The organism is Sphingobacterium sp. IITKGP-BTPF85 (assembly GCF_001006065.1).
In the GTDB taxonomy this organism is placed as follows: domain Bacteria; phylum Bacteroidota; class Bacteroidia; order Sphingobacteriales; family Sphingobacteriaceae; genus Sphingobacterium; species Sphingobacterium anhuiense.
Genome location: NZ_ASZT02000297.1, coordinates 1 through 1509, shown reverse-complemented (window position 1 = coordinate 1509; position 1509 = coordinate 1). Strand labels below are relative to the sequence as shown.

Below are 1509 nucleotides of genomic sequence, written 5' to 3'. Positions count from 1 at the left end.
TTCCACAATGCGTTTACCGGAAAACTTTCTGATTTCTGTGGGTTATTTATTTTTCCTATTTTTTGGTCAACGATCTTTCCCCGTCATAAATTATGGATCTTTATCTTTACCGGAATATTGTTTGTCTTTTGGAAAAGTGAACTTGCCTCAGGACTTATAGAACTACTAAATATCTTATTTAACATCCAACGAACGGTCGACCTAAGCGATCTTATTGCGTTGCCGATGCTGTTTGTAGGTTGGTTTCACATAAAAAACGATTCTATCGTGTTGATTGCTGATTCCTTAATAGCAAGATTAAGTACTTTGATTGTCGCAGGTATTACAATTTTCGCTTTCTGCGCAACCAGTCAGCAAAGGTATATCCAATCTTTTGATCAGCCACAATATGTTCTCTTAAAATCAGCTACAGTTCCCGATTTAAATTTATATGATGAATTTGAATTTTATCCTGAGGATTCTCTACTTGTCGTTAAGGTCAATCATTGGTATATTAATCGGCCCATTAGAAACGATGATTATAACAAGAATCATTCACTTGAAGATCTAGATAAAAATGTTGTAGCTAGGCTAGCAGATAGCACCACTATAATTCCTTACGGAAAAATAACTACTCTGATTATTAATACAGCGGAGGGTGAGGATTTTTTAAGATTTAATGGGGGTCGCCTCGATGGTAAATTTAGTAGAAAAGTAAATGATAAATTAATCATTGAAGGATTTTACAAAATGGGGGTAGAAGACTCAACTTGGACTTTTACTTCCGGCGATAGCGATAACGTCGTCGTACAAACATTTGTAAATGGAGAACGGACAAGTGTCAAGCAGTTTGATCATGGTAAATTGGTTGCTAAGACTCATATTAATACCAGAGCAGATACTATCCGAAATACATATGTTCAGATCAGTATTATGATTTTGATTATCATTTTCATGATCCGATTTTTAATCAAGAATTACCGTAATACATTTCCTCAAGACTTAAACTAAAATTAGTTTGGAAATGGTTAATATGTCTTATATCGCCAATATTTGTCTGGCTATCCTACATTGGAATAAGGATTTTGCTCATGGATTTCAATGAAGATATTTTTGTGATATTAGCATCATTTTTATTTATTTCTGTAGTTGTGTGCCCGCTTATGTTTGTTGTTGTATTTTGGATCAAATTACGAAAGGAAATGGATATCCTGTTATACTGCCTAATATTTGGGCTTTTATGTAGCATATGGACTTCATGTGGTACACTAATAGCTTTGTATAATTAGTTTTTGTCAAAATTTGACGATGGTAATGCTCTTATCAGATTAAAAAAATGGAAATTCTTAATGGGGATTAAAGCAGAGACTATAGTACCAACAGAAATTTATCCGGAAATTTTTAACCTCTCCATAATGTACCAAAAAGGATCCGGTAGAACTTATATGCTACTATTTATGATTCTTTTTTTAATTTCTTAAACTTAGGAAGCGGAACAGCTGCGTAAGTAAGCAAGGAGAAAGCCAGATC

General features: G+C 33.7%; 1 protein-coding gene. It reads left to right on the top strand.

Annotated elements, in window-relative coordinates:
- On the top strand, positions 1–990 hold a 990-nt coding region (locus L950_RS31225), incomplete at its 5' end, for a hypothetical protein (protein WP_031289193.1).
- Between the last annotated feature and the right edge of the window lie 519 nt (positions 991–1509).